The sequence below is a fragment of the Klebsiella sp. 10 genome, assembly GCF_018223925.1.
Lineage (GTDB): Bacteria > Pseudomonadota > Gammaproteobacteria > Enterobacterales > Enterobacteriaceae > Klebsiella > Klebsiella pneumoniae.
The window spans coordinates 78489-101908 of the sequence record NZ_JAGRRB010000020.1 but is presented as its reverse complement, the minus strand read 5'-3'; the positions used below and the strand labels follow the sequence as shown (position 1 = coordinate 101908).

27 protein-coding genes are annotated in these 23420 nt (G+C 59.6%); 10 read left to right on the top strand and 17 right to left on the bottom strand.

Features of this window, described 5'->3' with window-relative positions:
* Positions 1 to 280 precede the first annotated feature (280 nt).
* The 5 genes from phnV to phnR form a co-directional block, all read right to left on the bottom strand.
* Complete coding sequence (gene phnV, locus KHQ26_RS22940) at positions 281 to 1078, bottom strand: 2-aminoethylphosphonate ABC transport system, membrane component PhnV (RefSeq protein ID WP_004145044.1); 798 nt, start codon at positions 1076 to 1078, stop codon at positions 281 to 283.
* 2 nt (positions 1079 to 1080) lie between these two features.
* Positions 1081 to 1941 (bottom strand): 2-aminoethylphosphonate ABC transporter permease subunit, encoded by an 861-nt coding sequence (gene phnU, locus KHQ26_RS22935; RefSeq protein WP_004150257.1) that lies wholly within the window; start codon positions 1939 to 1941, stop codon positions 1081 to 1083.
* The gene (phnT, locus tag KHQ26_RS22930; RefSeq protein ID WP_004150258.1) at positions 1941 to 3053 is read right to left on the bottom strand and encodes a 2-aminoethylphosphonate ABC transport system ATP-binding subunit PhnT; all 1113 of its coding nucleotides are present in this window, start codon (positions 3051 to 3053) and stop codon (positions 1941 to 1943) included. Before phnT ends, phnU begins: the two co-directional genes overlap by 1 nt.
* 5 nt (positions 3054 to 3058) lie before the next feature.
* Positions 3059 to 4072, bottom strand: a complete 1014-nt coding sequence (gene phnS, locus KHQ26_RS22925; protein WP_020805053.1) for a 2-aminoethylphosphonate ABC transporter substrate-binding protein — start codon at positions 4070 to 4072, stop codon at positions 3059 to 3061.
* Between the two features lie 178 nt (positions 4073 to 4250).
* Entirely contained in the window at positions 4251 to 4970 is a 720-nt protein-coding gene (phnR, locus tag KHQ26_RS22920; protein WP_004145049.1) for a phosphonate utilization transcriptional regulator PhnR, read from the bottom strand.
* A 141-nt stretch (positions 4971 to 5111) separates the two neighbouring features.
* Between phnR and phnW the strand changes: the two genes are divergently transcribed.
* Positions 5112 to 6215 (top strand): 2-aminoethylphosphonate--pyruvate transaminase, encoded by a 1104-nt coding sequence (gene phnW / locus KHQ26_RS22915; protein ID WP_029497066.1) that lies wholly within the window; start codon positions 5112 to 5114, stop codon positions 6213 to 6215.
* A 9-nt stretch (positions 6216 to 6224) separates the two neighbouring features.
* Positions 6225 to 7034, top strand: coding sequence for a phosphonoacetaldehyde hydrolase (gene phnX, locus KHQ26_RS22910; RefSeq protein WP_004210697.1), 810 nt, complete (start codon positions 6225 to 6227; stop codon positions 7032 to 7034).
* On the opposite strand, the gene nepI is transcribed toward phnX, so the two are convergent.
* Positions 7031 to 8224 carry a purine ribonucleoside efflux pump NepI gene (gene nepI / locus KHQ26_RS22905; protein ID WP_009485057.1) on the bottom strand — a complete coding sequence of 398 codons (1194 nt, stop codon included), beginning with the start codon at positions 8222 to 8224 and terminating at the stop codon, positions 7031 to 7033. The two genes, phnX and nepI, sit on opposite strands and share 4 nt — an antisense overlap.
* A gap of 211 nt (positions 8225 to 8435) precedes the next feature.
* Between nepI and KHQ26_RS22900 the strand changes: the two genes are divergently transcribed.
* Positions 8436 to 8795 carry a type II toxin-antitoxin system RelE/ParE family toxin gene (locus KHQ26_RS22900; protein ID WP_004181582.1) on the top strand — a complete coding sequence of 120 codons (360 nt, stop codon included), beginning with the start codon at positions 8436 to 8438 and terminating at the stop codon, positions 8793 to 8795.
* On the top strand, positions 8779 to 9102 hold the full coding sequence (locus KHQ26_RS22895) for a helix-turn-helix domain-containing protein (RefSeq protein ID WP_004173862.1): 324 nt from the start codon (positions 8779 to 8781) through the stop codon (positions 9100 to 9102). The genes KHQ26_RS22900 and KHQ26_RS22895 overlap by 17 nt, the downstream gene beginning before the upstream one ends.
* Positions 9103 to 9200: 98 nt before the next feature.
* Here KHQ26_RS22895 and KHQ26_RS22890 read toward each other — a convergent pair whose 3' ends face one another.
* Entirely contained in the window at positions 9201 to 9725 is a 525-nt protein-coding gene (locus KHQ26_RS22890) for a hypothetical protein (protein WP_020805057.1), read from the bottom strand.
* A gap of 102 nt (positions 9726 to 9827) precedes the next feature.
* Entirely contained in the window at positions 9828 to 10280 is a 453-nt protein-coding gene (locus KHQ26_RS22885) for a DUF1198 family protein (RefSeq protein ID WP_020805047.1), read from the bottom strand.
* 105 nt (positions 10281 to 10385) lie between these two features.
* On the opposite strand from KHQ26_RS22885, the gene KHQ26_RS22880 reads away from it, so the two are divergent.
* Positions 10386 to 11291: a LysR family transcriptional regulator gene (locus tag KHQ26_RS22880; RefSeq protein WP_020805049.1), complete on the top strand. Its 906-nt coding sequence runs from the start codon at positions 10386 to 10388 to the stop codon at positions 11289 to 11291.
* A gap of 47 nt (positions 11292 to 11338) precedes the next feature.
* Here the strand turns inward: KHQ26_RS22880 and uhpT are convergent, their stop codons facing one another.
* From uhpT to ivbL, 7 genes are all read right to left on the bottom strand, one after another.
* Positions 11339 to 12730 (bottom strand): hexose-6-phosphate:phosphate antiporter, encoded by a 1392-nt coding sequence (gene uhpT, locus KHQ26_RS22875; protein WP_002923280.1) that lies wholly within the window; start codon positions 12728 to 12730, stop codon positions 11339 to 11341.
* Between the two features lie 145 nt (positions 12731 to 12875).
* The gene (locus KHQ26_RS22870) at positions 12876 to 14204 is read right to left on the bottom strand and encodes an MFS transporter (protein WP_004145056.1); all 1329 of its coding nucleotides are present in this window, start codon (positions 14202 to 14204) and stop codon (positions 12876 to 12878) included.
* Between the two features lie 11 nt (positions 14205 to 14215).
* Positions 14216 to 15697: a signal transduction histidine-protein kinase/phosphatase UhpB gene (gene uhpB / locus KHQ26_RS22865; RefSeq protein WP_020324525.1), complete on the bottom strand. Its 1482-nt coding sequence runs from the start codon at positions 15695 to 15697 to the stop codon at positions 14216 to 14218.
* Between the two features lie 17 nt (positions 15698 to 15714).
* Entirely contained in the window at positions 15715 to 16308 is a 594-nt protein-coding gene (uhpA, locus tag KHQ26_RS22860) for a transcriptional regulator UhpA (RefSeq protein WP_002923282.1), read from the bottom strand.
* Positions 16309 to 16458: 150 nt separating this feature from the next.
* Positions 16459 to 16746, bottom strand: a complete 288-nt coding sequence (gene ilvN, locus KHQ26_RS22855; RefSeq protein ID WP_002923283.1) for an acetolactate synthase small subunit — start codon at positions 16744 to 16746, stop codon at positions 16459 to 16461.
* Positions 16747 to 16749: 3 nt separating this feature from the next.
* On the bottom strand, positions 16750 to 18438 hold the full coding sequence (ilvB, locus tag KHQ26_RS22850; RefSeq protein WP_004173858.1) for an acetolactate synthase large subunit: 1689 nt from the start codon (positions 18436 to 18438) through the stop codon (positions 16750 to 16752).
* Positions 18439 to 18542: 104 nt separating this feature from the next.
* Positions 18543 to 18638: an ilvB operon leader peptide IvbL gene (ivbL, locus tag KHQ26_RS22845; protein ID WP_002923286.1), complete on the bottom strand. Its 96-nt coding sequence runs from the start codon at positions 18636 to 18638 to the stop codon at positions 18543 to 18545.
* A 12-nt stretch (positions 18639 to 18650) separates the two neighbouring features.
* On the opposite strand from ivbL, the gene KHQ26_RS22840 reads away from it, so the two are divergent.
* The 5 genes from KHQ26_RS22840 to emrD all read left to right on the top strand — a co-directional run bounded on the left by KHQ26_RS22840 (position 18651) and on the right by emrD (position 22189).
* Positions 18651 to 18818 (top strand): hypothetical protein, encoded by a 168-nt coding sequence (locus KHQ26_RS22840; RefSeq protein ID WP_004150272.1) that lies wholly within the window; start codon positions 18651 to 18653, stop codon positions 18816 to 18818.
* A gap of 452 nt (positions 18819 to 19270) precedes the next feature.
* On the top strand, positions 19271 to 19390 hold the full coding sequence (gene tisB, locus KHQ26_RS22835) for a type I toxin-antitoxin system toxin TisB (protein ID WP_004145059.1): 120 nt from the start codon (positions 19271 to 19273) through the stop codon (positions 19388 to 19390).
* Between the two features lie 90 nt (positions 19391 to 19480).
* Entirely contained in the window at positions 19481 to 19927 is a 447-nt protein-coding gene (locus KHQ26_RS22830; RefSeq protein WP_002923294.1) for a GNAT family N-acetyltransferase, read from the top strand.
* A gap of 68 nt (positions 19928 to 19995) precedes the next feature.
* Positions 19996 to 20829, top strand: a complete 834-nt coding sequence (locus tag KHQ26_RS22825) for a DMT family transporter (protein WP_002923296.1) — start codon at positions 19996 to 19998, stop codon at positions 20827 to 20829.
* A gap of 175 nt (positions 20830 to 21004) precedes the next feature.
* Positions 21005 to 22189, top strand: a complete 1185-nt coding sequence (gene emrD, locus KHQ26_RS22820) for a multidrug efflux MFS transporter EmrD (RefSeq protein WP_004181587.1) — start codon at positions 21005 to 21007, stop codon at positions 22187 to 22189.
* A 159-nt stretch (positions 22190 to 22348) separates the two neighbouring features.
* On the opposite strand, the gene dsdC is transcribed toward emrD, so the two are convergent.
* Together dsdC and KHQ26_RS22810 are read right to left on the bottom strand one after the other, a co-directional pair.
* On the bottom strand, positions 22349 to 23272 hold the full coding sequence (gene dsdC / locus KHQ26_RS22815) for a DNA-binding transcriptional regulator DsdC (protein WP_004188006.1): 924 nt from the start codon (positions 23270 to 23272) through the stop codon (positions 22349 to 22351).
* On the bottom strand, positions 23272 to 23406 hold the full coding sequence (locus KHQ26_RS22810; RefSeq protein WP_004150275.1) for a hypothetical protein: 135 nt from the start codon (positions 23404 to 23406) through the stop codon (positions 23272 to 23274). The genes dsdC and KHQ26_RS22810 overlap by 1 nt, the downstream gene beginning before the upstream one ends.
* Positions 23407 to 23420 lie beyond the last annotated feature (14 nt).

Here is a 23420-nt window from a genome sequence, read left to right as displayed (position 1 = left end):
CTACGCTTAGCCGGGCTACAACTGGTGCGCTCCATTTATGCCGGATGGCGGCATAAATGCCTTATCCGGCCTACGTTCCTTCCTGTGGGACCCCACCCCAGGACCGGCAAGCGCAGCGCCGCCGGGCAGGACACTTCAAGCTCCATACCTATGGTTGTGCCGGATGGCGGCATAAATGCCTTATCCGGCCTACGTTCCTTCCTGCGGGCTCCCCCCCAGGACCGGCAAGCGCAGCGCCGCCGGGCAGTCAGACCCGTGCCCTGGTGGCGTCATCAATTCTTTATCTCTGGCTTAATCGGCGGGCGATACGCTCAAGCTTCATCATCAACAGCAGCGTGACGCCCACCAGCACAATGGTCAGCGCCGAGCCATCGGCGATATTGCCGCGATCGGTGAGGCTGAAAATGGTCACCGGCAGCGTCGTCCAGCCCGGCGGATAGATCATCACCGTCGCCCCTAGCTCTCCCATCGACAACGACAGGCTCAGCGCCAGCGCTGAAATCATCCACGGCGTCATCAGCGGCAGCGTCACATGGCGCAGGCGATACCACGGCGAAGCGCCCAGGCTGGAGGCGACGTTTTCAATATCAGCGGAAATACGCGCCAGCCCGGTCGTTACGTTGCTGAAGGTAAAGGCGGAGATCAGCACGAAGTGCGCCGCCAGAACGATAAAGAAGGTGCCGTTCATCTGCAGCGGCCCCTGGCTAAACGCCACCAGAATGCCCAGCCCGACGGAAACCGAGGGGATGGCGCTGGGCAGATAAAACGCCAGGCCAAGATATTTCTGTAGCGTCGCGCCATACTGGCGCAGCGCCAGCGCCGCCCACATCCCGCACAGCAGCGCCAGCAGGCTGGCGCAGAAGCCCACCATCAGGCTCGAAAACAGCGAATCCCACGCCGCGCCGCGAAAGGCGTTAACAAAGTGGGCAAAGGTAAAGCCGGTGGGCAGCAGGCCATTCCATTGTTTACTCAGGCTGGAGAGTAAAATCACCGCCAGCGGCAGCAGGAAAACGCCGGCAAAAAGCGTCACCGCCAGCGCGCCCGCCGCCGCGCGGCCTTTACGCGACCAAATCAACATCGTTAACTCCTTACGCCAGTGCGCGCCGCCGCCAGCCGATAGAGCATAAACAGCCCCAGCGACAGCAGAATATTGATCAGCGCAATCATGCAGGCCACGCTGTAATCCGACTCCAGAATCGCCTTGCTGTAGACCATCATCGGCAGGGTATTGACCCCTTTGGCGCCAATAAACAGCACGATCCCGAACTCGTTAGTGGTCAATAGCAGGCACAGGCTGCCGCCCGCCATCAGCGCCGGGAGCGCTGCCGGGAAGATAACCTGGGTAATCACCCGTAACGGATGAGCGCCGAGAATACTCGCCGCTTCCAGCTGGCTCTTATCTATCTGCCGCAGTCCCGCCATCAGCGGGCGCATCACCAGCGGCGTAAAGACGGTAATCTCCGCCAGAATCACGCCGTTAATCGAATAGAGGAAGTCTACCGGCGGCAGTTCAAAAGCAAACAGCGCCATCAGGGTGCCGTTGAGCAGCCCCGCCGAGCCGTAAATAAAGGTGAACGCGAGAGTGATAAGAAAGGTCGGCAGCGCAATAAAAGTATCAATGACCCGGCCCACCAGTTGGCTGCCGGGGAACGGAATAAACACCAGAATCAGCGCCAGCACGCTGCCGAGCACCAGACAGCCAAGGGTAGCGAACACCGCAATCTGTAAGGTATTGAGCAGCGCGCCAATAAAGCGCTTAGAGTCGATCACCTGCCAGAAAGTCTCGAGGCTCAGGTTGCCGCTGGCGTCACGTAATGCCTGTTCGGCGATCAGCAGTAGCGGATAGAAAAATAGCGTCGCCAGCACCAGCAGCGGCAATGCCAGCCACAGGTAAGGCCGTAAATTTCGCGCCGGACGCGCAAGCGTGAGGGTTTGCGCCATCATTGCACCTCGATCAGAACCGCATCGCCAGGTTCGAAGTAGAGCGCCAGCTTGTCCCCCGCTCGCGGCAGCGGGTTCACGTGGGTCATCACAATCCGCACCGCTTCGCCGGCAACATCGCACAGCAGATGCGTCAGATCGCCCTGCCAGTGCACCGACGTCAGGGTGGCGTTGAGACGATTACTGGTTGCCGATCGCGGCGCCAGGCTCATGTGCTGCGGGCGAATGCATAACAGCTTGTTGTTGCCATGCAGGCCGCCCCGGCTGAAGGCGTTAATCAGGCCGCCGCCACAGCTCACGCTAACCAGCCCCGGCTCGGGGCTGTCTTTCAGCGCCGTCGCCTGCAGGATATTGGCGCGGCCGAGGAATTCGGCGCTAAAGCGGTTCGGCGGATAGTGGTACAGCTCGTGCGTTTCGCCGTGGGCGATCAGCGAGCCATCTTTCATGATGCCGATTTTGTCCGCCAGGGTCAGCGCTTCGGTCTGATCGTGGGTGACGTAGAGAATGGTCAGTTCCGGCAGTTCGCGATGCAGACGGGCAATCTCTTCCACCATGTTATGGCGAATTTGCGCATCCAGCGCCGACAGCGGTTCATCAAGCAACAGCACCCGAGGACGCACGGCAATCGCGCGGGCTATCGCCACGCGCTGCTGCTGGCCGCCGGAAAGCTGATGCGGGTAGCGGGTGGCGTAATCCGCCATGCCGACGATTTTTAAGGCTTCAGTCACCCGCTCGGCGATAAGCCCCCTGGGCTGCTTTTGCGCCCGCAGGCCGAAAGCAACGTTATCTTCCACCTTCATATGCGGGAACAGCGCGTAGTTCTGCACCACCATCGCCAGCCCGCGTTTGTACGGCGGCAGCTGGGTGACGTCAGTATCGCCGATCAGGATCCGCCCGCCAGCCGGTTGCACAAAACCAGCAATCGCCCGCAGCACCGTGGTTTTCCCGGAACCGGAAGGGCCAATCAGCGCCAGCACCTCACCGGGCTCAATGGTCAATGACAGCGGTTTTAAGACCACGTTGCCGTGGTATGAAACGCGCAGCGAGTCCAGGGTGATCCCGGACGTCCCCGCCAGCGACGGGGAAGAAGTGACGGTGGTTTTCATCAACATCAGGCTTACTCGCTATCGGTCACTTTATGCCAGCGGGCAATGTCAGCCGACAGCGATACCGCGACATCGTCCCAGTTAGGTTCCCAGCTCTTCACGCCGTCGAGCGCCGCTTTCGCCGCCTTAAAGTTAGCATCATCCGGCGCTACATCGTTGCGTACCGGCAGGCCCCAGGAGCGCGCGCTGACGCTGGATTGCGCCGGTTTATCCAGCAGGAAATTGATCAGCTTTTTGCCGTTTTCGCTGTTCGGTCCGTTCTGTACCAGCCCGATGGTGTAGGGCAGCGCCAGCGCGCTGCGCTCGCCTTTGTCATCCGCCGGCCAGAAAATTTTAACGTTCGGGTTACGCGCCATCTGCGACAGGTTCATCTGCAGATCGCCGTTGGCGACGTACAGCTCGCCTTTGTTGACCAGCGCCGTCAGCTTACCGGTCGAGGCCGATGGGCCAACGTTATTGGCCTGCAGCTTGCCCAGATACTCGAAGCCGGCGTCTTTGCCGCCGAGGCTGTGGAACGCCTGCAGCATCACCGCGGTACCGTCGCCCGCCTGGCCCGGCGTGGAGTACTGCAACTTGTTCTTAAAGCGGCTATCCAGCAGATCCTGCCAGCTGGCCGGCGCGGTTTTCAGCAACTGGCCGTTATAGATGAAGGTCAGATAGTTGTTCACCAGCGGCGAATAGCGGTCGTTGGCGCCGGGGATCTGCGCGCTACCTTGCGGGGTAAAGGTTGCCAGCAATTGCTCTTTCGCGGCGCGCTGGATAAACGGCGGCACCGTGACCAGCACATCAGCCTGTGGATTGGTGCGCTCCTTCGCCAGACGTTCGACGATCGCGCCGGAGCCGCCTTCCACATACTGCACTTTGATGCCCGTCTCTTTGGTGAAGGCAGCGAACTGGCTCTGATACCAGCTGTTATCGCCGTCATGCAGGCCGTCGGCGGAGTAAACCGTGACGACGCCGTCCGCCCAAACCGGAGAGCTGGTCAGCGCGAACAGGGACAGCAGAGCAAGTCGGGAGAGTTTCATCGTGTAAGCCTCATCGGATAGTCAGTTATTCTGGTGTAGACCAGATTTAGCTTCACGCTACCGGGGGTTTATGACAAAACGATGAAAGAAGTGTGTCGAAGGAGTTAAAACGAGCGGGATGCGTAGCCCCGGCACGCGCTAGCGCCACCGGGGAGATCAAAAAATTTAACTAATAAAATCAATGGGTATCGACTTCGATCCGCAGGCTATCATGCCGCCAGTATTCGATATCGTAGTCGAGAATACGCCCGTGCTGATCGTAATTCAGCCTGCGCAACAGCAGCGCCGGGCGCCCCTCCATCACCCCCAGCGCCTCGGCGGCCTGCGGCGGCATTGAGGTGGGATAAAACGACAGATGCATACTGGTATAGATCAGGTCGTAGTGAGTTTGATAAATCTCGGTCAGACTGCCGTTGAGATCGTGGCGCAGCAGCTCAGGCACCCGCGCGGGCAGACAGTGGTTTTCGCAGTAGCACACCGGCCGGCCGTCGGCATAGCGCAGCCGGGTCAGCAAATAGACCTGATCGAAGGGCTGCAGCGCCAGCGGCGCCATCACATCCAGCGGCACGGCAGCCAGGCGGCCATCAAGCAGCACCGTTTTCGGTTCGCGCCCCTGTTCGAGACACAGCTTGTGGAAGTTGGTATTTTGCGTCGGATCCAGCCACAGACGCTCCGGCGTCACAAACCAGCCGCGGCGGTCGGCGCGGTAAATCACGCCGCTGGCCTCCAGCTGCGCCAGACTCTCACGCACCGTAATCCGCGTCGTGTTGAACAGCGCGCACAGCTCGCGCTCGGAAGGCAGCTTGTCGCCGCTTTTGAGGGCGCCGTTTTGAATACGCGCCTGCAGCTGCGCCTTAATCATCAGGTATTGCGGCATCTCGCCAGAGGGTGATTTCATGTTTACTCACTGCCACTTTTCGTGCGCTCATTATACATAGCCAGATGAATTTTTTGTTGCAGCGCCACATTTCCTTTGACCCTTTCCCGGCTTTGTCTCCATGATAACTATAAATCTGGTATAGACCAAATGGTGAGACAAATGACTTCACGAAATTACCTGCTGCTGACCCCCGGCCCGTTAACCACCTCCCGTACGGTGAAAGAGGCGATGTTGTTCGATAGCTGTACCTGGGATGATGATTACAATCTCGGCGTGGTACAGACCATTCGCCAGCAGTTGGTGCAGTTGGCTACCCCGACCGACGGTTATACCGCAGTGCTGCTGCAGGGTAGCGGCAGCTACGCGGTCGAAGCGGTGCTCGGCAGCGTCATCGGCGAACAGGGCAAAGTGCTAATCGTCAGCAATGGCGCCTATGGCGCGCGTATGATTGAGATGGCGCAGCTGATGGGCATCGCCTGCCACCCTTACGACTGCGGCGAAGTCTCCCGTCCGGACGCGGCCGCGATCGAACAGATCCTGCAGAACGACCCGGCGATCACCCATATCGCGATGGTACACAGCGAAACCACCACCGGTATGCTGAATCCGATCGAAGAGGTGGCCGAACTGGCGAAACGGTACGATAAACGCTATATCGTCGATGCGATGAGCAGCTTCGGCGGCATTCCACTGGATATCGCCGCGCTGAATATTGATTACCTGATAAGCTCCGCCAATAAATGCATTCAGGGCGTGCCGGGCTTTGCCTTCGTGATTGCCCGTGAAGCGGAGCTGGCCGCCTGCAAAGGCCGTTCGCGCTCGCTGTCGCTGGATCTGTACGCCCAGTGGCGCTGCATGGAGGACAACCACGGCAAGTGGCGCTTCACCTCGCCGACCCATACCGTGCTGGCCTTTGCCCAGGCGCTGAAAGAGCTGGCGCAGGAGGGCGGCGTTAGCGCCCGCTATCAGCGCTACCGCAACAATCAGCGCCGGCTGGTCGCCGGGATGCGCGCGCTCGGCTTCCGGCCGCTGCTCGACGATAGCCTGCACTCGCCGATCATTACCGCCTTTTATTCACCGGATGCGCCGCAGTATCGCTTTCACACCTTCTACCAGAAGCTGAAAGATCAGGGCTTCGTTATCTATCCGGGCAAAGTATCGCAAAGCGACTGCTTCCGCATCGGCAACATTGGCGAAGTCTACGACGCCGATATCACCGCCCTGCTGGCGGCTATCGACAACGCCATGTACTGGAAACAATAAGGAACCGCCATGAACCGTATTAGCGCACTGATCCTTGACTGGGCAGGCACCACCGTAGACTTCGGCTCTTTCGCCCCGACGCAAATTTTCGTCGAGGCCTTCCGCCAGGCCTTCGATATTGAGATAACCCTTGAAGAGGCCCGCGTGCCGATGGGGCTTGGCAAATGGCAGCACATTGAGGCGCTGGGCAAACTCCCCGCTGTCGATAGCCGCTGGCAGGCCAAATTCGGCCGCGCGATGACTGCCGCCGATATCGATGCGATCTACGCCGCGTTTATGCCGCTGCAAATCGCTAAGGTTGTCGATTTTTCCGCACCAATAGCCGGCGTGGTCGACACCATCGCCACGCTGCGCGCCAAGGGCCTGAAGATCGGCTCCTGCTCGGGCTATCCGCGTCCGGTGATGGAAAAGCTGGTACCGGCCGCCGCCGCCCAGGGCTACGCCCCGGACCACTGGGTCGCCACCGATGACCTTGCCGCCGGCGGTCGTCCGGGCCCGTGGATGGCGCTGCAGAACGTGATTACCCTGGGCATAGACGATGTGGCCCACTGCGTGAAGGTCGACGACGCCGCACCGGGCATCAGCGAAGGGTTACATGCCGGGATGTGGAGCGTCGGGCTGGCGGTGTCCGGTAACGAATTCGGCGCAACCTGGGAGGAGTACCAGGCGATGTCGAAAGCGGAAATCGCCACCCGCCGCGAGCGGGCGGCAGGCAAACTGTATGCCGCCGGGGCGCATTATGTGGTTGATACCCTGGCGGACCTGCCGGAAGTGATTGCCGACATCAATGCCCGGCTGGCAAAAGGCGAGCGGCCTTAAGCGGGTGAATTCACCTTCACTTTGGCCGCCACCAGCAGGCCGGTAAACAGCATCAATATCCCTGACAACACCAGCGGCGACAGCAGCCCTAAGTGGTCAAGCGCAATGCCGCCGACCGCGGCGCCGCAGGTGTTGGCCAGCTGGATCACCGCCACCTGAATCGACCCGGCTTTTTCCGCCTGATCGGAGAGGGAACGGGTGATCCACGTTGACCACCCCACCGGGATCAGCGCAAACGCGAAGCCCCAGATAATCGCCACCGTCGAGGCGATGATTTTGCTCTCTCCCCACAGCACCAGCGCCACCGCGCAGGCGGTCAGCACCAGCGGCGCGATCGCCAGCGCCGCTTTTACCGAACGCTTGAGCAGCACCGAGGAGAGCGAGGTGCCGATAAAGCTGGCGATACCAAAGCTCAGCAGCACCAGCGTCAGGCCGTCGACGTCAAAACCGGCGAGGGTCATGTAAACCGGGCGAATATAGGTAAAGAAGGCGAACTGTCCGGCAAAGGCCATGAAAATGGCGCACATTCCGGCCATCACCCCCGGACGCTTCAGCAGACCAAACATATTTTGCTGCTGAGAAGCCGATTCACCGGGCAGCGACGGCAGCGCTTTCAGCACCCAGAGCGTACACAGCACGCCCATCACCGCCGCGCCGTTAAAGACGTTGCGCCAGCCGATAAGCCCGCCAAGGAAACTGCCCAATGGGGCAGCAATTACCAGCGCGATCGATACCGCGCCGAAAATAATCGATAGCGCTTTCGGCACCACGCGCATCGGCACCAGCCGCATGGTCAGCGATGCGGACATCGCCCAGAAACCGCCGAGCGCCAGGCCCAGACAGGCGCGCCCCAGCAGTAGCAGGGTGAAGCTATCAGCGAAAGATACCAGCAGGCAGGAAAAGGTCAGCAGCAGTGAAAACAGGATAACCACGTAGCGGCGATCGGTTTTACCTATCACCGTGGTGATAAACAGGCTGGAAAACATCGCGACGAATGCCGTCGTCGTCACCGACTGCCCGGCCATCCCTTCGGAGATGCCTAAATCCAGCGCCATCGGCGTCAGCAGGCTGACCGGCAAAAACTCAACGGTAATCAGGCAGGCGACGCAGAAAGCAACCGCGAAAACCGCCGACCAGTTTGGCCGCGCGAGATCGCGTGCATGGGGTTTGGTTTCATTTGAATGACTCATGAGTGACCTGCGAAGAAAGTGGCGGAAAGCTGCGCAGTGTAACATTTTGTATGTGACGTACTTAACGTTTTCGCAACTCTTCTCGCTTTTCATAAGAGGGTGCGTAGCTGCTCGCATGTTTAAAAAAACGATGCTTGCTATCGCTTTAACAAATCTCAGGAGAATTTAATATAGCACTATGTGCTATACTTTTAACGACAGGATGTCAGCAATGCGTATCTTTAAAACCAAATGGTTCGCCAGAGAGGCTAGCTCTCATGGCATTTCCGACGACGAGCTCTATCAGGCAATTCAATCTGCGCTTCAGGGCAAAGTGGTTGATTTAGGAGGAGGGGTTTATAAAAAGCGACTCAACAAGAATCGCGATCGCGCAATCATCCTTACCAAAAGCGCAGAGTATTGGTTTTATACCTTTCTATATGCCAAACAGGATATGGCCAATATCAACCATCGCGAATTAATGGGGTTTCGTGAGTTAGCAAAACACTATGCCAATCTCTCTGAAGAGAAAACGACGGCCTTAGTTAAAAGTAAAGAATTAGTGGAGATTTGCGATGACAGCAAAAAATAAATACAAAAGCCCGGCTTTCGAAGCGATCCATAGCGCTGCGTCGGGGCTATTCAGCGTTGGCGCAATCCCACAGGAAACAATGCGCCATTTTGATGAATCATGTCTCGGTAGCGTAGCCGCACTTCAACCCATTGAAATTAAAGCGCTACGTGAACAACTCAATGTTAGCCAACCCGTGTTCGCTCGTTATCTGAATACCAGCGTGTCTACCGTGCAAAAATGGGAGACTGGCGCTAAACGACCGAGCGGAATGTCATTAAAATTGCTTAGCGTCGTACAAAAACACGGCCTGAAAATCCTACTGTAGTTATCCTGCCGGATGGCGCTTACGCTTATCCGGGCTACAAGTGACGAGTGCGGAAACCGTAGGCCGGATAAGGCGCAGCCGCCATCCGGCACTCGGATTTACTCGCCGCGAGCCGATTTCACCAGCCCGCAAATCCATTCCTGGTGACCGTTAATCATCGGATTGGGCAACGTACGCGCCAGTTCCTGCGCCGGAACGCCCTTTTGCGACTCCTGGGTGAGGATGCGCACGCGTCCGCCGGGCAAATCTTCAAACAGCCACGCGTGGATCACATCAAGACGCGTTGTTGCATCCCCCTCCGCCCAACCGTGCCAGGCTACGCGCGCCGCCTGTCCGGCAACGGGAGGAACATATTCGGTAATCTGCGCCTCAATCGGGAAGCCGAAGGTGCTGAAGCTGAAGCGGGCGTTGGCGCTGAGGGTCGGGCCGCTGCCGTCATGGAAATGGATATCGGCAACGTTACTGTAATAGCCCGGCCACAGCGTGGTGTCATCGAGCTGCGCCCAAATCTGAGCTGCCGTCAGGCCGCTGACGATAATTTCATTGGAGGCAAAATTGTCGGTGGTGCCCGGCAGATACTCTTCCGGCCAGACGATTGCGCTTTGCTGTAGAGACTGTTTCATGATTAACCTCGTGAACGATTGTTTTAACGAGGTTAATCATGCGCCGGAGAGTGATATAAATCGAATCAGCATCCTTGATAATGTTCATAAGCAGCCGTGATATCAGTGCAACCAGTGCACGCCGTCTTCCGGGAGAAACAGATCGTTATAGCGCTGCTGTAGGTTATGCAAATCGCTCACATCCGGGTCCAGCTCGCGCAGAAATCCTTGCGCCAGACGGATTTGCGCGTCGGTAATCGGCGCCGCTAAACGCGCTTTTTGCATCAGGCGATACCAGTAATGCAGGTTTTTTTCGCTGGCGTCGACAATCGCAACCTGCCAGATCAGCAGCACCTGGGCGGCGTTCTGCAGATGCGCTTCATTCGGCCGCTCCAGGTAACGCAAATACTCATTACCGGCGGCTTTTCCCAGCTGATCGATCATCGATTCCAGCGGGACGGGCGTGATGCCCAAGCGTTCGCTCAGGCGGCGGATCGCGCGGCGTGAATCAGAGGTAAGCACCCGAAATCCCACAACAAACACCACTACCAGGGTGGCCAGTCCTATCCAGATCATGCATCCTCTCATCCAATCGCGGCCTCACTATCATAATGGGAATTTGCCTGCTGTCGACTGCCGGACGTACCATAATGTGACTTATCGCGTTTGCGGATGGCTATCATGAAATCTGATATCAGAAACCTCGATCTCAACCTGCTGAAAGCCCTGGATGCGTTGCTCGATGAGCGCAGCGTCACCCGGGCGGCAGCGCGGCTGGCACTCACCCAGCCGGCGGTCAGCGGCATGCTCACTCGCCTGCGCGACGCCTTTAATGACCCGCTGTTTATCCGCGCCCCGCATGGCATGGTGCCGACGCTGCGCGCCCAGGCGCTGGCGGCTCCGGTAAAGCAACTGCTGACCGATGCTGAAACCCTGCTACAACCGGTCGTTTTCGATCCGCTGGAGGCTGATTTCACCTGGACCATCGCCGCGACGGATTATGCGTTGAAAGCGGTGATCGTGCCATTTATCGCCGCGCTGAAGCCAATGGCGCCGGGTATCCGCGTGCGCATTATTCCCGAATCTCCGGCCACGCTGTTGGCTCAGACCGAACGCGGCGAAGTGGATATTGCGTTGTTAACGCCCCACGATACGCCGCCGGAATTGCACAGCCGGGCGCTGTATCAGGAAGAGTATGTCTGTCTGCTGCGCGAAGACCATCCACAGGCCAACCAGCCGCTAACGCTAGACCGTTTCTGTGCGCTGGAACATGTTCTGGTTTCATGGCAGGGCGATAGCTTTCGCGGCGTAACCGACGACGCACTGGCGGCGCTTGGTCGGACCCGGCGAGTAGGATTGTCGGTCAGCAGTTTTCTGGTGTTGCCGGAAGTGCTGGCGGTGAGTGAAATGATTGCCGTAGTACCACGCAGGCTGGCGAAAATGGCCAGCGGCATGAAAATCGCTGCTCCGCCGCTGGCGATCCCCGGTTTTACCAAAAGTATGGCCTGGCACGAACGCAATCATCGCGACCCGGCTCAACAGTGGCTGCGGGAGCTGCTGCTGCAAACCAGCCAGCAGGAACGATAAAAAAGCCCGGCGCGAAGGCCGGGCAAGGTTACCAAATACCTGGTGAATCAGGCGGTCTGCAAAATACGGTTCTTTTTCTCGCGGCGAATTTTACGCTCTTCAAAGATAGCCACGATGGCCATCAGGCAGATACAGCCGACGGCGGCGGCGTCCAGCGCCGCAAAGGTGCCGGCCCAGCCGGTCAGGCCGAAGACCGGGGTGCCGTCGGCGATCATCCCGAGACCCAGTTTGGCGAAGCTATCGCCGATCAGATAGGCGAAGGTGCCCTTGATCCCATCGGCGGCGCCGATCGCTTTTTTCGGTACGAAACCGACGGCGGCGACGCCGATCAACAGCTGCGGACCAAACACCAGGAAGCCCAGCGCAAACAACGAGGCCAGATAGACGTACTGGTTGCTGGCGTGTTGGTAAACCCCGAGGGTGGCGATAATCAGCGCCAGCGCGATGCAGGCCACCAGCGCGCGGCGGCCGTTGGCCAGATCCGACAGCCAGCCCCACAGCAGCGTGCCGACCAGCGCGCCGACCTCAAACAGGGTAAAGCCCTGAATCGCCACCTCTTTCGACAGCTTCAGCTCCTGGAAGGCGTACACGGTGGACCACTGATCGATACCGATACGCACCACGTAGAGGAAGATGTTGGAGAAGCACAGCAGCCAGATCACTTTGTTTTTCAGCACGTACTCAACAAAGATCTGCCACTTGGTCATCGCATTTTCTTCGGTCTCTTTGTCCTCTTCGCTGATCGCTTCGCCAAACAGCTCTTCCGCCGTGCCGAGGCCGTAGGATTCCGGAGAGTCGCTACCGTAGCGCAGGCCGATAAAGCCAACGATCAGCGCAATAATCGACGGGAAGATAAACATGCCGATCACATGGCCGTCGAACAGATAGTTGGCGCCAAACAGCGCCACGCCCGCCGCGCCCGCGCCGCCGAGGTTGTGGGAGATATTCCAGAAGCCGAGGAAAGTGCCGCGTTTGCGTCTGGGCGTCCACTTGGTGATGGTGGAATAGCTGCACGAGCCGCCGGTGCTCTGGAAGAAACCGCTCAGCGCATAGAAGGCGATCATCAGGAACAGGCTGGTAGAACCCGCCCCCATGCTGGCGCTAAAGCCCAGCATACAGATGGCGGAGAGGATCAGCATAAACGGCAGGAACTGCTTGGTATTTTTACCGTCGGCATAATAAGAGACCAGCGTCTTGCCCACGCCGTAGGTGATGGAGAAGCCCAGGCCAATCATCCCCAGCTGGGTCATGCTCAGCCCGTAGGTGGAGATCATGTCGTTCTGCGCGATGTTAAAGTTCTTGCGGATCAGGTACATGGTCAGGTAGCCGATGAAGACCACCAGATAGGACTGCATGAAAGGTTTGAACCACATTTTGCGCCGCACATCGAGCGGCAGATCCAGGGTCGGCTTGCGCACCTGATTCAGAAAGGCCAGCATGGGTATCTCCTGAGCTGATTTTTTATGCCTGCGTAATAACCAGGCATTGTAAAAACCAGCGCGCCGTCTGGCCTGAGACGGCGTCCAGGTAAAACCGGGAAAATTTCTTAGTTTTGTCCCGTTCGCGGCGAAAGGGTGAGCTACATCACGCTTCGCTGGCGGTACGCGGCGCCTGCGCGTTTAAAAACGGCAGCAGCAGCAGCGCGGAAATGCCGGCGGCAATCGCAATCACCACGAAGAATCCGGTCCAGTGCCAGATATCCATCACCTGCGCCAGCGGCCAGCCGGAAAGCGAGGCGCCAAGATAAGCGAACAGGCCGACAAACCCGGTTGCCGCCCCGGCGGCTTCTTTATGCGAACATTCCGCCGCCGCCATGCCGATCAGCATCTGCGGGCCGAAAACGAAGAAACCGGTAGTGAAGAAGCAGGCCGCCTGCATGACATAGCTGGCGAACGGCATCAGCCACAGGCCGCCAACCGACAGCAAAATTCCGGCGGCGAAAATCAGGTTCATCGGCCCACGGTTGCCGTTAAACAGCTTATCCGAGCCCCACCCCGCCACCAGCGCGCCGATAAAACCGCCCAGCTCAAACATGGTCACCGCCGAGTTAGCGGTCACCAGATCGACGCCTAGCGTCTCCGACATATACAGATTGCCCCAGTCGTTAATCGCCGCCCGCACCACGTACACCAGCACATAGCACAGCGACAGCAGCCAGATGTAGGGATTGGCCAGCACGTAGCGGGTCAGGATCGCTTTACGAGACATCCCAGCGCCTTCCTGCTGCTGGGCGATTTCCAGCGCATCGTGACGCCAGTCGCCCACGGCGGGTAACCCCACCGCCTGCGGGCGATCGCGCAGCCGCCAGCACAGATACAGTCCGGCGAGGATCGCCAGACAGCCGGCGATGGTCATCCCGGCACGCCAGCCGTAGTGCAGCGCCGCCGCTCCCACCACCATCGGGATCAGCGCGCCGCCGACGTTATGCGCCGTATTCCATAGCGCCCACCAGCCGCCGCGCTCGGTCCGCGAATACCAGGCCGTCAGCAGTCGGGCGCAGACCGGCGAGCCCCAGCCCTGGAAGAAGGCATTCAGCGCCCACAGCAGCGCGAAAGCCCATAGTGAGGAAGAAAAACCGAACAGAATATTCACCACCCCGGTGGCAATCAGCCCCAGCCCCATAAAATAGCGGGCGTCGGAGCGGTCGCTGACGATACCGGAGAAAAATTTCGACAGCCCGTAGGTGATATAGAACAGCGTGGCCAGCAGGCCAATATCGCTGCGGGTCAGGACGTTGCTGGCGAGAATTTCCGGGACCGCGGCGTTAAAGCTTTTGCGGGTGAAATAGAACAGCGCGTAGCCCAGCCAGATGGTCAACAGGATATGGCGACGCCAGTAGCGATAACGCGCATCAAGTTCGCGTTTATCGCTAATCGGCGCAGCGTCCGGCGGGGCTTTTAAAAAGGCGAACATCGGCGATCCTCTCAGGCGTAACGCAGCGGTAGATTGACGCACACCCGGGTACCATGGGTGCAGGAGATCGTCAGTGTGCCGCCCAGGGCGGTCACGCGCTCGCGCATGCCGGTCAGGCCGAACCCCTGCAGATTCGACCCCGGCGGCAGGCCGCAACCGTCATCTTCCAGCACCAGCATTAGTCGCTCATCCTGCTGCCAGCCCTGCAGAGTGACAGCGCTGGCGCTGGCGTGCTTGACGATATTATTCAGCCCCTCCTGGCAAACGCGAAACAGCGTCACGCGCTGGTTCTCGCTCAGTCCCGCCTCGTTAATCCGCCAGTCGAGATGGCTGACAATGCCGCGGTCCTCCAGCTCCATCTCGCGCATCAACGAACGTACCGCCTGCTCCAGCGGCAGGTCGTCGAGCTGACGCGGACGCAGACGGCCTAGCAGTCTACGCACCGAGTCGTAAACTCCCAGCGACAGCTGTTCTATCAGCTGACCGCTCTGGCGCACGCTGGCATTGTCCGGCGCCAGCCGCTGTACGATCCCGGCCTGGGTGCGGATCGCGGTGATGGTCTGGCCGATATCATCATGGAGCTCGCGGGCGACGTCTCGCCGCACGCTCTCTTCGGTCTCCAGCAGGCGTTCCGCCAGCCGACGATTACGCGCCAGCTCGCTTTGTAATGACTGGTTCAGCTCGCGTAGCCGCTGGATCCCCGCCCCCAACAGCAGCCCGGTGAGGCTCTGTGCCAGCAGGGAAAGCAATAAATCGACCGGGTGATCGTGCCAGGTCTGGCTGGCAATCAAGGCGATAGCGTTCATCAGGGTGGCGATCAGCGCTCCCTGCCAGCCGTAGTGCCAGGCGAGGGCGATAATCGGCAGCGCCAGACAAAACGGGGTAAAGCGGGAGAGCTCGGCGGGCAGGCCAAGCTGCAGCCACAGGCTAATGGTGAATAACAGCAGATACCAGATAAGATGCCGCCCGCGCCAGTTAACCGGCTGCGCCACCAGCGCCGGCCCCAGCGGCCGCCAGACGGTGCTGGTAAGATAGTGCCAGAAAACCAGGCAGGTCGGCGCCAGCGTCAGGCCGCCAGTCAGCGTCAACAGCAGGGCGTTAAGCCCCTCGTCCCCCTCCGCCAGCCACGGCAGCGATTGCAGCAGCGCGGCGGCCATTAACGCCCCGCCCTGGCGCAGCAGCGTCAGCCAGTCGCGCTGCTGCCGGTAGCGCGAGATCAACGCCACCGGCAGCAGCGTCAGCAGGCTTCCGGTCATCAAAATTATCGGGTGCGCCAGCGCCACCTCCTGCGCCAGCCAGAAGATAAGCAGCCACTCGGTTCCCAGCAGCACTGGCCAGTAGCCGCGGGGGCATTGCAGCATTAACCCCAGCCGCAGGCCAAAGGGAAACAGCAGCACCGCTAAATCCGCGCGTTCCACCAGATGCAGACTGATGCTCCACAGGCAGAACCAGGCGGCCGCGAAGATAAAGGCGCAGCCGATGACCGACAGCAATCGTGAGACGACGGCCTTCATTGCCAGCTATCGAACATGCGGCGCGCCAGCTCAACGTCGTTGCTGACGCCCAGCTTTTCCAGCAGGTTGGCGCGGTGTACGTGGACGGTTTTCGGCGACAGACCGAGCTCGGCGGCAATCTCTTTCACCGCCATGCCCTGCGCCAGCTTTTCCGCCACCTGACGCTCGCGTTTGGTGAGCGGATCCTGGCGCCCGGCGGCCAGCTTCATGGCGATATCCGGCGTGAGATAGCAACCGCCCGCCGCCACCGTGCGTACCGCGGCGATAAGTTCATCGGGGCTGCAGCGTTTCGACAGGAAGCCGCGCGCGCCGGCGTTCAACGCCTGCTCGATCAGCGCCGGGCTATCGTGTACCGACAGCATGATGGTCGCCATCCCCTTCGGCAGCTGGCTGAGCAGCTCCAGCCCGGAAATATCCGGCATTGAGATATCGCAGATACAGACCTGCACGCCGCGCCCCGGTAGCCCCGTCAGCGCCTCGCGGCCGCTACCAAATTCGGCGACAACCTGAAAATCAGCTTCCAGCCCCAGCAGCTGAGCAAAGCCGGAGCGGACAATCAAATGATCGTCAATAAGGGCGATGGTGGTCATGGTGTGTCCTGGTGCCTGAAAACGCCGGATGGCGGCGTAAACGCCTTATCCGGCCTACGGATTCACTGCCTGTAGGCCGGATAAGCGCAGCGTCATCCGGTAAAGGCGCCTACCTTAGCGATAAGCACGTGGCTGTTCAAGCCTTGAGCGCTATTCGAAGAACACCGCAATTTTGTTAAACATGGTGGGATCGGACTGGTTACGCGCCACTTTGGTGACATCTTCCAGCTTTTCAATCTGGCTAATCATCTGCCCCAGTCGCTGGTCATCATTTACCAGCAGCCAGATGCGGCTGTGTTCGCTGCCCTGAATTGGCAGACAGAGAATGCCTTCGACGTTAAACGCGCGACGGGCAAAAAGCCCGCACACGTGGGTCATGACGCCGGGATGGTTGCGGACGGTGAGTTCCAGAATGACGTTGTCACATTGTTTTTGCATGGCTTATTCCCCCACCATTTCAGTATTGGCCGCACCCGGCGGTACCATCGGATACACTTTCTGCTGTGCGTCGATGCGCACGTGGATCAGCGCCGGCCCCGGACGGTCGATGATCGCCTGCAGCGCCGCCTGCGGATCGACTTCATTATTTAAATCACAGGTTTGCAGGCCAAAACCGGCGGCAATCTGCATAAAGTTAATCATCCCCGGATAGGTGGCGGCAAAAACGCCCTGCTGATAGAACAGGCTCTGCTGCTGATGCACCAGCCCCAGCGCTTCGTTGTTCAGCAGGATAATTTTTACATCCAGCTGATTTTCGGCGGCGGTGGCCATCTCCTGAATATTCATCATCAGGCTGCCGTCGCCGGAGAAGCAGATAACCTTGCGCTGCGGATTCGCCAGCGCCGCGCCGATCGCCGCCGGCAGGCCGAAGCCCATGGTGCCGAGGCCGCCGGAGGTCAGCCACTGGCGCGGACGATTGAGCGGGTAGGCCTGCGCCGTCCACATCTGGTGCTGGCCAACGTCGGTAGTGATGATCGCTTCATCATCCACGCAGGCGGCCACGGCGTTAATCAGGCCGTAATGGGAGAGCGGGTCGCTTTCCTGCGGGATGGCGCAGGGGAATTCGCGCTGCAAGTCGGCCACCAGCTGGCGCCATTCCTCGCGCGGCTGCGCCTCAATCTGCGGGTTCAGCTGGGCTAAGACTTCCGCCACATCGCCCTGAATCGCCACGTGCGGTTGCTTGATTTTGCCCAGTTCGGCGCGGTCGATATCGACGTGGATAATCTTCGCGTTCGGGCAGAACTGCTCGGTCTTGCCAATCGCCCGGTCATCAAAACGGGCGCCTAAAACAATAAGTAAATCCGCCTCCTGCAGAATGAAGTTGGTGCTGCGCGCGCCGTGCATCCCCAGCATCCCCAGCGACAGCGGGTGCGCCTTCGGCAGCATGCCCAGCGCCATTAAGGTCATGGTGGTCGGCAGGTTGGCTTTTTCCGCCAGCTCACGGATCGCCTGCGGCGCGTTAATCACCCCGCCGCCCAGATACAGTACCGGGCGTTTCGCCGCGTTGATCATTGCCGCCGCTTCACGCACGCTTTCAGGCGCGAATGCCGGTGCCGGGGCGCGCTCGCCAGGCTCAGGCAGCGCTTCCAGCTCAATGGTCGCCGACTGCACGTCCTTAGGAATGTCTATCCACACCGGCCCGGGACGTCCGGACTGGGCAATACGGAAGGCGTCGCTGATCACCTGCGGCAGCTCGGCAATGTCGCGCACCAGATAGTTATGTTTGGTGATGGGGATAGAGATGCCGTAGGTGTCCACTTCCTGGAAGGCGTCGGTACCGATCATCGAGGCCGGTACCTGGCCGGTGATGCAGACCAGCGGAATCGAATCCAGGCGGGCATCGGCGATCGCCGTCACCAGGTTCGTCGCCCCCGGGCCGCTGCAGGCCATACAGACCGCCGGCTTGCCTTCGGTACGCGCCATCCCCTGGGCGATAAAGCCCGCGCCCTGCTCATGGCGCGCCAGGATGTGGCGGATCTGCGTGCTCTGGCTTAAGGCATCGTAGATAGGCAGGATGGAGCCGCCCGGAATGCCGCTGACCATAGTGATACCCTGGCGCTCCAGTAAATGAACAACCAGCTGCGCGCCGGTAAAGCGCATTGTGTTTGATGTGGTGCCCGAACTTGCCATGCTCCAGTCCTTTTCTTCTGGGCCGACTTTACCGGGGGGCTCGCCAACAAAAAACCCCGCTCGGTTTGCGCCGGCGGGGTTTGGAATTCGTGTTGTTCCGGACCCTACGGCGCATTGCCGACGACGACCACCACAGACACGACGACCACCGCGGCTGGCGCGGTTTTTAGTAGGGTCGAAGCGATCAGGGTTGCGTTCATTAGGGACCTGTTGTGTCGAAAAATAAGCTGAATTTATACAAACACAGGTTTTACGTTTTCACAATGGATTTATTTTCATCCACGAAAATTTGCGCGAAAGATCACAGTTCGGCGCAAAAGGACAGAAAACAAAAAACCCCGCCGGAGCGAGGTTTTTATCAGCATGGTTACAGGTGGTAGCCGCAAGCACACTGTATTACGTCAACGCCAAAAGTATACGCGATCGCTGCAGTTCGCGCAATTTAAGGTCGGTTTTTCTCTGTCATAGAGTATGGATGAGAGGGGCGGATTTGTCCAAAAAATACTGTTCATCCATACAGTGTTTATCTATACTGGGTGTGTTCACTTTGTGCCATTCGGGGGCCGCAAGTTTGACCGGCGCAACGAAGTCCTGGCTGAAACGGGTGGTGCCGTCAGTGCCTTAACCCCGAGAGAGCACACTGTGTTACGTCAACAACGTGCAGTCACTGGCCCGCGCGGCAACGCGTGGCTCAGCGCTGCGCACCCCTGTCGTTGCAGGCGGCGGGCCGGGAAGCCGTTCATGGAAAGGACGAACTATCGGCCAGGGCAGACGCCGCCGGCGACAGGCAGGGATAAGCTGGCAACGGGCAGCGGAAAGGTACGTCAGCTTATTGTGCTCCTTAACCACAGGAGACGCGCGTATGGGCGGAATGGATATTATTATTTTGATCCTGAAACTCATGGTTGCTGTGTTGCAACTACTTGATGCAGTCCTGAAACAGTTCCGCTGATTCAGGTTCAAGTCGCACCTGAGGGGGGCGGGAAACCGCCCCCCTGCAGGCGCCCGCCGGGCGTCCCGGGATGACTTGATGGAGGAAGCTATGCCACCCCTGTTAATTGCCGCCACGACGCCGGATGCCCCGGGGTTCGCGGCGCTACGAATTGAAAGCCTTGAACAGCATTTCAATATGCTGCGCCGCCTGGCGGAAAACTGGCAGAGCGGCAAAAACCGCTTTAACGCGCCGGGCGAAACGCTGCTGGGCGCCTTCGTCAACCACCAGCTGGTAGGGGTATGCGGCATCAATAGCGATCCCTTCAGTCCGCAGCCGCGGGCCGGGCGCATTCGCCACCTCTACATCAGCGAACGCTACCGTCGCCGGGGCATCGGCCAGCAGCTGCTGGTCTCGGTTATCACCCACTCCAGCGCCTGGTTCGACTTTCTCAACACCCATGCCCCGGCGCAGGCCTGGCCCTTTTATGAAAGGCTTGGTTTCCGCCCGGTGTACGATGAACCGCGGGTGACGCATCGCCTGTTTTGTTCGCTTTAACCCCCCGCTGGCAGGCAGCGCGGGCGCGTGTTACATTCCGGTGACCTTCACTGTTGAACCTGTCTGCGATGACCCTCACCGTATTCTGCATTTTGCTGTTCGCCGCCCTGCTGCACGCCAGCTGGAACGCTATCGTCAAAGCCAGCGGCGATAAAATGTACGCGGCGATCGGCGTCAGCGGCTCGGCCGCGCTGATCGCCCTGGTGATGCTCCCCTTTGCCCCGCAGCCCGCGCTGGTCAGCGCCCCCTATCTGCTGGCGTCGTGCGCGTTACAGGTGGTGTATACGGTGCTGGTGGCGAAGACCTACCAGGTATCGGATATGAGCCAGACCTATCCGCTGATGCGCGGCACTGCGCCGCTGCTGGTGGCGGCGATAAGCGTGCTGTTCCTCGGCGATCGTCTGTCGCCGCTGGCCTGGCTGGGTATCGGCGTCATCTGCCTGGCGATTCTGGCGATGGCCTTTAACGGCCGCGCCAGCTCGCGCAAAGGCATCGTGCTGGCGCTGATCAACGCCTGCTTTATCGCCGGTTATACGCTGGTGGACGGCACCGGCGTCCGGCTGGCGGGCTCGGCGCTGGGCTACACCCTGTGGACCTTTTTTATGAACGGCTTCTGCCTGCTGTGCTGGGCGATGGTGGCGCGACGGCGTGAGGCCAGTCGTTATTTACGTCAGCACTGGAAAAAAGGCATCCTCGGCGGGATCGGCACCATGGGCTCCTACGGCCTGGCGCTATGGGCGATGACCCAGGCCCCGCTGGCGGTGGTCGCCGCGCTGCGTGAAACCTCCATTCTCTTCGGCGCGCTGATCGCCTTTATCGTCCTGAAAGAGCAACTGATGCCGCTGCGCATCGTGGCCGCCTGCGGGATTGCCGCCGGGGCGATCCTCCTGCGCCTGGCGTAGCCTGAGATGGCAACATTAGTTGCCGTTCCTGTTTACATAATCTGCCTGGAATTCCCTCAACAATCGGCACTTTGCAGTTGTTCTGTCATTTTAATATGGTAGATTCCTCCATCGTTTACGGGATGTGGTAGTCACATATTCTTCATTTCTCTTTACTCACAAAGTATTCATCGACATGAAACGGCATAAGAACTTCAATTTGTTGTTGATGCTGGTACTGCTGGTGGCCGTCGGCCAGATGGCGCAGACCATTTATATTCCGGCCATCGCCGACATGGCGGTCGCGCTGAACGTCCGCGAAGGGGCGGTACAAAGCGTGATGGCGGCCTACCTGCTGACCTACGGTATTTCACAGCTATTCTACGGCCCGCTCTCTGACCGCGTCGGTCGCCGCCCGGTGATCCTCGTCGGGATGTCGATTTTTATGCTGGCGACGCTGGTAGCTATTACCACCCATAGCCTGCCGGTGCTGATCGCCGCCAGCGCCATGCAGGGGATGGGCACCGGGGTCGGCGGCGTGATGGCGCGCACCCTGCCCCGCGACCTGTACGAAGGCGCTCAGCTGCGTCATGCCAATAGCCTGTTAAATATGGGTATTCTGGTCAGCCCGCTGATTGCCCCGCTGCTCGGCGGCATCCTCGACACCCTGTGGAGCTGGCGCGCCTGCTACGCTTTCCTGCTGGTCCTGTGCGCCGGGGTGACCTTCAGCATGGCGAAGTGGATGCCGGAAACGCGCCCGGAAGGGGCGCCGCGCACCAAACTTCTGGCCAGCTACAAAACGCTGTTCGGCACCGGCGCCTTTAACTGCTATCTGCTGATGCTGATCGGCGGCCTGGCGGGGATTGCGGTATTCGAAGCCTGCTCCGGGGTGCTGATGGGCGCGGTGCTCGGCCTGAGCAGCATGGCGGTGAGTATTCTGTTTATTCTGCCGATCCCGGCGGCGTTCTTCGGGGCGTGGTTTGCCGGCCGCCCCAACAAGCGTTTCCCGACCCTGATGTGGCAGTCGGTGATCTGCTGCCTGCTGGCGGGTCTGATGATGTGGATCCCAGGGCTGCTGGGCATCATGACCGTCTGGACCCTGCTGGTGCCTGCGGCGCTGTTCTTCTTCGGCGCCGGGATGTTGTTCCCGCTGGCCACCAGCGGCGCGATGGAGCCGTTCCCGTTCCTCGCCGGAACCGCCGGGGCGCTGGTGGGCGGCTTGCAGAATATCGGCTCCGGCGTGCTGGCCTGGCTGTCGGCGATGATGCCGCAAACCGGTCAGGGCAGCCTCGGCCTGCTGATGATGCTGATGGGCCTGTTGATTCTGCTGTGCTGGCTGCCGCTGGCCTCGCGCTTTACCCACCATCAGCAGCCGGTATAAGCGCGGCGGCCGTTCCCCGGATGGCGGCTGACGCCTTATCCGGGCTACCGGACTGGTCGTCTGCCGGCCCGCGCAAGCGCAGTGCCGTCATTTTGCCGGGTGGCGGCGCACGCCCTACCCGGCCTCCCTAACAACTCCGAGGGATAGCCCGGCTCTTTTTCAGGTCAGGCTATGCAGCCACTCGATAAAGGCGTCGATTTTCGGCCACTGGCGGCCCGGCAGGGTGGTCACGTAATAATGCTGATGGCATTTCAGCGTCATATCGCCGAACGGCGCGATAAGCTCGCCGCTCTCTAACCGCTTCTGCACCAGCCGTTTACGCCCCATCGCTACCCCGACATGATTCATCGCCGCAATCACCGCTAAATCAGAACGATCGAAGCCAATGCCCGACGATTGCGGCAGTTCAATCCCAAATTGTTGTGCCCAACTGAACCATTCATCGGTGCCGGAATCATTGCTCCATGCCTGGCGATCGTGAAGCAGCGTACAGTGGCGCAGATTGGCAGGATTTGACGTTAACTGCAGCTGGCGGGCGTAATACGGCGTACATACCGGCACGATCGCCTCATCCATCAGAAAATGGTGGCTTAGCTGCGACGACGGCGCGTCATCAAAATAGATTGCCAGATCGATACCCGCCCGCTGCAGGTTGACGTTATCGTTGCCGGTCAGCACGGTCAGCGAGATGGCCGGGTAGCGGCGACTGAAATCCCCCAGCGCCGGCACCAGCCAGCACTGGGCGATAGAGGGCCGCGAGTAGACCGTCAGACTGCCGGAGAGCTCCTGGTTTTTGATGTCCAGAATCTCCTGATTGAGACCATCCAGCGACGCCTTCAGCGCCCAGTAAACGCGCTTCCCTTCACGCGTCAGCTCCACTTTGCGGTGCGAGCGGACAAAGAGCTGGATCCCCAGCTCCTCTTCCAACTGATTAATCCGGTGACTGACGGCGCTTGGGGTGAGCGCCAGCTCGTCGGCGGCAAGGGCGAACGACTCGTGCCGCGCCGCCACCTCAAACGTCGACAGCCTGGAGAGTTGCCAGCCGTTCAGCAACCGGGTACCTAAGGTTTTTAGCACATCCATTATGCGCTCCTGGCGATAATAGGGAGTCTGGATGATAAAAAAATAATGCCGGAACTTCCGCTAAAGGATGAGTTAATTTGACCCATAGCATATTTAGAGGTCACTTTTAGAGCTAAATCACCTTTTTGATTCAATTTAGCTCATCTGA